The following is an 8283-nucleotide window of genomic DNA, read 5'->3' as shown; positions in this document are numbered from 1 at the left end:
ATTAATGATGTCGGCGGATTCTACACATAATATTAAGTTAAATAAAGCGCTTATTTTGTATACAAAATAATGAAAACGTTTGCACTTGATCAAAGATAAACTATTCACCATAACTTAACGAATAAATACAATATCCTGACGTTAGAGCGTCAGGACTAAAATTTTTGAACGGCGTTGATAGTTGTACAAACTCTGTTTAGTTATCGGTAACGATTCCACACCGACTTCATAAAAACCTTGCTCTCTAAACCAATGTAAACTGTGCGTTGTCAAAACAAAGAGGCGATCTAAACGCATCGATTTTGCTTGTTGCTTCATGTGATTGAGTAACAATAAACCGCGGTTGCCGTCCCGATACTCCTGGTGAATAGCGACACACGCCATTTCTGCCATGCCCTCTTCTGGGTAAGGGTAAAGCGCGGCGCAACCAATCAATAAGCCATCTTTATCAATAATCGTGAATTTGTGGATCTCTTGCTCTAACTGCTCACGTGAACGCCGTACTAATATTCCTTGTTCTTCTAACGGGCGGATTAAATCGAAAATTCCGCCGATATCATCGATCTGTGCCTGACGGACTTGTTCGGCACTTGCCATGACAATCTGAGTACCGATCCCGTCAAAAGAGAACAACTCTTGGATCAAAGCACCATCTTGTTTGTAACTGACTAAGTGACTACGTGGCACACCTGCGCGGCACGCTGAAACGGCGGCTCGCAGAAAGCGTGAGGTACCTGAGCTATTATCCTGAACTTGGTCGGTATCTGCTTCAATACGCTGCATTATCCGTTCAACATCAGATGGGAACAGTTCAGCAATTGCGTTGCCTTGCTCATCGATAATGCCTTGCTCTGAGCAAAAACCGATCAGCTTATCTGCTTTTAGGCGTATTGCGACTTGTGTGGCTACTTCTTCAGAGAGCAAATTAAAACATTCGCCAGTGACGGAACTCGCAATAGGCCCCAGTAGCACGATCGAACCTTGGTCAAGCATACGGTTGATGCCTTCAATATCAATACGGCGAATGCGGCCACTGTGGCAATAATCGACACCATCATCTATACCTAATGGTTGAGAGATAACAAAATTACCACTAACGATATTGAGCTGAGTTCCTGCCATTGGCGTGTTATTTAAGCTCATTGAAAGGCGTGCTGTGATAGCGAGTTGGAGCTGCCCCGCGGCTTGCATGACTAAGCTGAGCGCTTCCTCATCAGTGACCCGAATGCCTTTGTGATAAGGAGTGGAGCAATGATGTGTCGCCAGAATTTGATTGATTTGTGGGCGAGCACCGTGCACCAAAACAATTTTGACACCAAGGCTATGCAGCAGTGCGAGATCGCTGATGATATTAGCGAAATTTTTATCGGCAATCGCTTCACCGCCGAGCATGATCACCATGGTTTTACCACGGTGAGCGTTAACATAGGGAGCAGATTGTCTAAATCCTTTAACGAGAGCTGTACTGCGAATTTTCACTCTGAGAGCACCTTGGTGTTTAAATATGTTCAAATAATGACTTTTTATTCACGTGTCGGCAAGTGGTTTTTTGAGTTTGGTGCAATTATTCAATCGCCGATTTTATCTCTGATTTAGGACACGTTAGACTGCTTGCCAATAAAGGCGAAATATGGCCAAAACCAACGAGTTGAGTCGCATGAAAATGACAAAAAACGTAGGCCTTACGGCTACGCCTCAGTTCACAAACTTGCGAAGATGTAAGTACATTGAACGAGGCTTGATGCTGGTTGTGATGATTGGCTTGCTTTCCGTAGCGTCGCTATACGGTGATCTCTTTACTCGGTTGGAAAACTATTTTTCGCCAAAGGATGAGGTGTATGGGGTTTGGGTTGAGCAGTATGTTGCCCCTTATTCAGCCAAACGAATTGAATTGGGGAAAGCAGGCGTGATCAGTAGTGGCCGAGTACTCACCACTTCATTTGAGTTTGATGGTCATTTTTTAGAATACCAGATTGGTGATACGAGCTATCGTTACAAAATGCGTGATGATAACAATACCGAAATGACACAAATGTCGTCGTCGCACTACAATCCAACCTTCCGATTGTCAGGAAAATACCAAAAAAACCTCCGTTAACAATTCGCTGATTGCGGTTTAGGCGCGAGTTTGTCATGCTTTTAGCAACTCAAATAACGGATAACTTCTGTGATTAAGCAAATTTTTCCTCTTGCGGCAGTACTGCTGCTGTTTGGTTGTGCGCAACCGACCGACCGTGCTCAGCAATATTTGGATGGTGATTTCTCTAAAGCGCTCAACAAAGTAGACACGGTGCAGTCCAATACGCCACGTGACTTTACGCAATTTTCCAAACAGAGCGAACAAGTGGTGACTCGCTCGGCGTCGATGGCAGCGATTTATCAACCTTTGTATCAACAGATCAGTGAATGGATTTTGCAAAGTGGTGATCCACAAGATTTGGCGAATTTTGGAATACAAGCGGCGCAGCTTGGTGGTGGCGATAAAAAAGGTAATGTGCTTTTCACTGGCTATTTTTCTCCGGTAATGGAGCTTCGCCATCAACCGGATGAAATATTCAAATATCCCGTATTTGGTTTGCCTGAATGTTCGGCCGATTGCCCAACGCGTGCGCAAATTTATGATGGTGCGTTAGCTGAAAAAGGGCTTGAGTTAGGTTATGCGGCGAACCTGATTGACCCTTTCATTATGGAGGTGCAAGGCAGTGGTTTTGTGCATTTTGAAGATGACGATACGCTTGAGTACTTCGCTTACGCGGGTAAGAATAACAAAGCCTACATCAGTATTGGCAAAGTCTTGATTGAACGAGGTGAAGTGACACGAGAGAAAATGTCACTCAAAGCGATCAAGGAATGGGTGCTAGCCAATGATGAACCGACGGTAAGAGAGCTACTAGAGCAAAATCCTTCCTATGTCTTTTTTGCGCCCAAAGCGGCAGCCCCTGTCACTGGCTCTGCCGGTATTCCACTACTGCCGATGGCCTCGGTGGCCGGAGATCGTTCTATCTTTCCAATGGGCACACCTATTTTAGCAGAAGTGCCGCTGCTCAATGCAGATGGTACATGGAGTGGCGCTCATCAGTTGAGAATGTTGATTGTGCTAGATACGGGCGGCGCGGTAAAAGATAACCACCTCGATCTGTACCATGGCATGGGCGAGCGCGCCGGAACGGAAGCAGGGCATTACAAACATTTTGGTCGCGTTTGGAAACTGGGGTTAGAAAACTCAGCCACACAAGCACCTTGGGCATTGCCGCCTGAAAAGCTACAATAGTGACACAGGTTTCGACCTAGACTTTTAAATAAAGAGTGCGTATAAATCGCACTCTTTATTTTTCTATCGCTTTCAATCGGACTTTTAATTATGCGTGAACTCGATACCCCCGCTTCAGATAGCTACAACCAACGCTTCGGAGGCACTCGTCGCCTTTATGGAAATCGTGAGGTTGAAATACTGCGTGCTGCGCATGTGTGTGTGATTGGTATCGGTGGCGTTGGCTCGTGGGCAGTCGAAGCATTGGCGCGCACCGGCATTGGCGAGTTAACGCTGATTGATATGGACGATGTGTGCGTCACTAACATCAACCGTCAAATCCATGCGATGAGCGGTACGGTTGGGCAAAGTAAGATTGAAGTGATGGCCGAGCGGGTCAAGCTCATCAACCCTGAGTGTGTGGTGCACTTAATTGATGACTTTATCACGCCAGATAACCAACACCGCTATTTGAGTCAAACGTTCGATTACGTGCTTGATGCGATAGACAGTTTGAAAGCGAAAGCTTCACTACTGGCTTATTGCCGTAGCAATAAAATTAAAGTGATTACCGTCGGTGGTGCGGGTGGTCAAGTTGACCCAACTCAAATCAAGGTCGCGGATTTAACCAAAACGATTCAAGACCCATTGGCAAAAAAACTCAAAGATACGCTTCGTCATCGCCATAATTTCCCTGTAAACCCTGCGCGTAAGTTTGGTATTGATTGCGTGTTCTCAACAGAGCAGCTCAAATATCCGCAAGCCGATGGCAGTGTGTGCGCGGTGAAATCAACCGCAGAAGGGCCAAAGCGGATGGATTGCGCCAGCGGATTTGGCGCTGCGACGGTTGTTACCGCAACCTTTGGTTTTGTTGCCGTAGCGCGCATTGTTGAAAAGTTAATTCAGAAACATAAGGTGTAACGTTAATGACTCCTTTTCCTGCCTCCCCCTTTGGTCGTGAGATTAGCGCTGATGACATTGTGGCGACCATGCAAAATTTTACTGGCTGGGAAGATCGCTATCGACAAGTGATCCAGTGGGGGAAGTTATTGCCCACGATGCCTGATGCTTTGAAATCGCAGCAAGTCAGTGTTGCAGGCTGCGAGAGTCAAGTATGGTTAGTGGGGCAGGAGCACCAAGGAATGTGGTCTTTCTGTGCCGATTCGGATGCGCGGATTGTGCGTGGTTTAATTGCTTTAGTCCTTGCTGCGTACAACGGCAAGACCTACGCACAAATTCAAGCGTTTGATGTGGATGCTTATTTTGAAAAAATAGGCTTGATTGCCCATTTAAGTCCTTCACGTGGTAATGGCCTTAAAGCCATTGTCGATAAGATAAAAAATATCGATCCAAGCTGAGCATCTCCCCCTTTTTATGAAAGGGGGAATTATTACAGCATATCAACTGCTTTAGTGATGGCGGCGATCAACTGTTCAACCTCTTGTTCGGTATTGTAAATACCAAACGAAATTCTCACGGTGCCAGTTAATCCGAGCGCATCCATTAATGGGTGAGCGCAGTGATGGCCAGAGCGAACCGCGATGCCTTGCTGATCGAGTAAGGTGGCTATGTCTTGATGATGAACGCCATCCATCACAAAACTGAGAATACTGGCATTCGGTTGATAGCCGATTACGCGAATATCATCGAGCTGTTGCAGGGCTTGATAAGTACGTGCTTGCAATCTATGCAGGTGAGTTTCTACGGTCGTCCGATTGCAGTTTTGTAACCATTCGATTGCTTTGGCAAGGGCTATCGCTCCTGCGACATTCGGTGTGCCTGCTTCAAATTTCCCCGGCAGTTCGGCAAATGTTGTACCTTCAAACGAGACTTTTTCTACCATCTTGCCGCCGCCATGCCATGGAGGCATTGTTTCAAGCAGCGCTAATTTTCCGTACAGAACACCAATGCCAGCGGGAGCGTAAAGCTTGTGCCCAGAAAAGAGATAAAAGTCGGCGTCGAGTTCGCGCACGTTGACAGTTTCATGCACAATTCCTTGCGCGCCATCAATCACGACCACCGCGCCGACTTGGTGCGCTAGTTTAATCACAGTTTCAATCGGTTGGCGCGTACCCGTTACGTTGGTGGTATGGGCTAGGGCGACAATTTTGGTTTTACTCGATAATCGTGCTTGAAAAGCCTCAAGATCAAAGTGGCACTCTGGCGTGATGGGGACTTTGACGACGCTTGCTCCGGTTTGAGCCGCGACGATTTGCCAAGGCACTATATTGGCGTGGTGTTCCATTTCACTGACTAGAATCTCATCACCGGCTTGCAATGTATTACGTGCGTAAGTCTGCGCGATCAGGTTGATCGCTTCGGTCGCTCCGCGAGTCCAAATAATCTCTTTACGAGATGATGCGCCAATAAATTGAGCCATAGTGTCACGCGCCGCTTCAAAATCGCTGGTCGCTTTTGCTGTTAAGCGATGGCTACCACGATGTACATTGGCATTTTGCGTACTGTAGTAATGGCTAATGGCATCTATCACCACTTGCGGCTTTTGCGTGGTAGCGGCGCTGTCTAGATAAATCAGAGTTTCGCCATCCACGGCTTGATTGAGTGCGGGGAATTGATCGCGAATGGTCTGCACGTCAAACATTATTGCTCACCTAACTTGTGATAATTCAATGCTGCCAGTGTCACCATTGGCTGTGCAACTGACCATGCGTGTGCTTTACCTGAGAGTGATATGATGATCTCCATCGCGAACTCAAGTGCTGTTCCCGGCCCTTGGCTGGTGATTAATTGATGGTTTGTATCGATGGTTACGCGTTGATCTCGCCATAAATCAGTGGGGATATGATCGCGAAAAGCCGGGTGCCCTGTCATAATCGCTTGCGGGAAAAGCTGATGATGTTGCAAAACTAAGGCTGGCGTGGCACAAATAGCCGCCAACCATCGACCATGGTTATGCTGTTGCTTGAGCATTTCGATTAGCACTGGATTGTCACGAAAGATCTCAGCGCCTCCAACGCCACCGGGCAGCGCAATCACGTCAAACTCTTCATCGATCACATCCAGCAGTTTACAGTCTGCGGTTAATGTCACTCCGCGTGAGGCTTTCATCATCAATTGCCCGTCGAGATTAGCACTGGCAACCACAACTTGATAGCCAGCTCTGACCATCATATCAATCACGGTGATCGCTTCCATCTCTTCGCAGCCCGTTGCTATCGGGACTAAAATTCGTTTACTCATTGGCTTTTCCAGCGGTGTTCTATCTGTTGAATAGCGTGATATAGCTTACTATTTTCTGGTGTTGCGAGCTGATGTTGCTCTGCTTTCTTCAGTAAATAGCCCGTAATAAAGTCTATCTCAGTCTTACGTTGATAGAAAATATCTTGATGCATTGACGAATAATTCTCTGCTGTGGCTTGAATCACCAGCTTAACCTTAGCAAGCAGTGATGATTGAGTGATCGCAAAGCCTTCAGCGCTCATGACATCGGCGACTTCTGCAACAATATTTGCCAACGGCCGTTGGAAGCGTTCATTGGCTAAATCACCATTGCGGCATTGCTCTAACGCGGTGAGCGGGTTAATCGCGCAGTTAATTGCAAGCTTATGCCACAGCGCTTCTTCAATCGTGTTATTCCACATTACGTTTGGCAATGCATGCTGAAGTACATCCACTAGAAACTGACACTGCTTGCCTTGGGCGTTGTAAGCCCCTAATTGAGTTACGCCTTTGCCAGTATGCAACACTTGGTTCATTGACGGCTTGAGTGCACCGTGCGTGGTGGTTGAAAGCACAATAGGAAAGTCATTCAGTTGATCCTGCATCGAATCAAGCGCGCCCATGCCGTTGTGCATAAATAGCAAAATGGTGTCACGATTGAGTGTATTCAGCAGCGGAGTGAGCGCTTGCTCGACTTGCCAAGCCTTAACAGTAATCAGTAAGAGATCGGCATGGCAGAGCGCGCTGTGATCATTGTAGGGCAGGGTAATAGACGCCTGTTTATCTAAAGCAATGGAAAGTGAAGATTGAGGTTGTCTGCCCCATAATGAAACGCGGTGTCCAGCAGCATGCAGCTTTGTCGCCCAAAGCAACCCAACCGCGCCCGGCCCAAGCACGACGATATTCATAACACCTCTCCATAGTTGACTTTGCGCCAAGGATAATGAGGTAGAAATGGAAAGCAATAAAAATGGCGCTCGAGAGCGCCATTTAGCTAAAAACTTAGGTTCGATTAGAACTTGTAAGTCACAGCTAGGTAGTGACCAAAGCCAGTTGACTTGAAGCCATCAGTATCTTTGATACCGTAGATATCTTTGTAACCTTTTAGACCGTAACCCACAGCAAAGCGGTCTGAGTGCCAGTAGATACCGTTAAACATAGCACCGCCATCGCTAGATGTTGCGTATCCTTTACCTGTTTCCATACCAAATTGGTAATCGATGTAACCTTGGTAAGAGATAAATGAGCCGTTTTCAAAGAAGTAGAAAGGCTTGAACCAGTTGGTTGAGATTTGGAAACCATTCCAATCTTTCTTATTTGAATCGTAAGTACCGTACAGGTTTAAACCTACTTTACCTAGCCAAGGCACATTCACATCAGAGCCAAGGCCCACTTTTTGAGTGTTAACGCCAGAGTTACCACCCCATTCCATTAGCGTAGAGACATACAACTCTTGCACTGGCCCGAAAGACAAATCTTTACCTGTAAGTGCATCTAGTGACATACGAGGTGCAAATTTCATAAAGATTTTTTCTTTACCTTCTTTGTCACTGCTTGGGTTGCTTAGCAGGTTAAAGATATCAACGTAACCGTACAGATCAAAAATCCCTGAGCGGCCGCCAAATTCCATCTCTAAGTAATCATGCGATGACTCACCTGGTAATTCATCGATTGCAGCCATTAGGTTAAATTGCATCCATTTGTAATCGTTTTTATGGATGTCGCCATCTGAATAGTCAGCGGCCATAACTGGAGCAGAAGTTGCAGCCATTAGGCCTAGAGCTAGAAGTGATTTACGCATAAGGGGGACTCTCTATGTTTTGTCATAATTCAGCACACGTATATTTCTGATG

Annotated in this window: 9 protein-coding genes; 4 read left to right on the top strand and 5 right to left on the bottom strand. The window is 46.4% G+C overall.

Going from position 1 to position 8283, the window contains the following annotated elements; translation table 11 throughout:
• Positions 1-141: 141 nt before the first annotated feature.
• Complete coding sequence (gene argA, locus AACQ17_RS03050) at positions 142-1479, bottom strand: amino-acid N-acetyltransferase (protein ID WP_026027647.1); 1338 nt, start codon at positions 1477-1479, stop codon at positions 142-144.
• 151 nt (positions 1480-1630) lie between these two features.
• Here argA and AACQ17_RS03045 point away from each other — a divergent pair, with 151 nt between their 5' ends.
• The 4 genes from AACQ17_RS03045 (at position 1631) to csdE (ending at position 4608) form a co-directional block, all read left to right on the top strand.
• A complete protein-coding gene (locus AACQ17_RS03045) occupies positions 1631-2098 on the top strand; it encodes a DUF2850 domain-containing protein (protein ID WP_094147725.1) in 468 nt (155 codons plus the stop codon).
• Between the two features lie 69 nt (positions 2099-2167).
• Positions 2168-3271 carry a murein transglycosylase A gene (gene mltA / locus AACQ17_RS03040; RefSeq protein ID WP_013856156.1) on the top strand — a complete coding sequence of 368 codons (1104 nt, stop codon included), beginning with the start codon at positions 2168-2170 and terminating at the stop codon, positions 3269-3271.
• 90 nt (positions 3272-3361) lie between these two features.
• A complete protein-coding gene (gene tcdA, locus AACQ17_RS03035; protein ID WP_017049732.1) occupies positions 3362-4171 on the top strand; it encodes a tRNA cyclic N6-threonylcarbamoyladenosine(37) synthase TcdA in 810 nt (269 codons plus the stop codon).
• 5 nt (positions 4172-4176) lie between these two features.
• On the top strand, positions 4177-4608 hold the full coding sequence (csdE, locus tag AACQ17_RS03030; RefSeq protein ID WP_094147724.1) for a cysteine desulfurase sulfur acceptor subunit CsdE: 432 nt from the start codon (positions 4177-4179) through the stop codon (positions 4606-4608).
• 32 nt (positions 4609-4640) lie between these two features.
• On the opposite strand, the gene csdA is transcribed toward csdE, so the two are convergent.
• The 4 genes from csdA to AACQ17_RS03010 all read right to left on the bottom strand — a co-directional run bounded on the left by csdA (position 4641) and on the right by AACQ17_RS03010 (position 8231).
• On the bottom strand, positions 4641-5852 hold the full coding sequence (gene csdA, locus AACQ17_RS03025) for a cysteine desulfurase CsdA (RefSeq protein ID WP_094147723.1): 1212 nt from the start codon (positions 5850-5852) through the stop codon (positions 4641-4643).
• Positions 5852-6451: a DJ-1 family glyoxalase III gene (locus AACQ17_RS03020; RefSeq protein ID WP_064625831.1), complete on the bottom strand. Its 600-nt coding sequence runs from the start codon at positions 6449-6451 to the stop codon at positions 5852-5854. Before AACQ17_RS03020 ends, csdA begins: the two co-directional genes overlap by 1 nt.
• Positions 6448-7338, bottom strand: coding sequence for a 2-dehydropantoate 2-reductase (panE, locus tag AACQ17_RS03015; RefSeq protein ID WP_094147722.1), 891 nt, complete (start codon positions 7336-7338; stop codon positions 6448-6450). Before panE ends, AACQ17_RS03020 begins: the two co-directional genes overlap by 4 nt.
• Before the next feature lie 104 nt (positions 7339-7442).
• Positions 7443-8231 carry a nucleoside-specific channel-forming Tsx family protein gene (locus tag AACQ17_RS03010; protein ID WP_017046576.1) on the bottom strand — a complete coding sequence of 263 codons (789 nt, stop codon included), beginning with the start codon at positions 8229-8231 and terminating at the stop codon, positions 7443-7445.
• Positions 8232-8283 lie beyond the last annotated feature (52 nt).

The organism is Vibrio sp. V10_P2A27P122 (assembly GCF_963874335.1).
Lineage (GTDB): Bacteria > Pseudomonadota > Gammaproteobacteria > Enterobacterales > Vibrionaceae > Vibrio > Vibrio anguillarum.
This window is presented reverse-complemented; position numbering and strand designations above follow the sequence as displayed.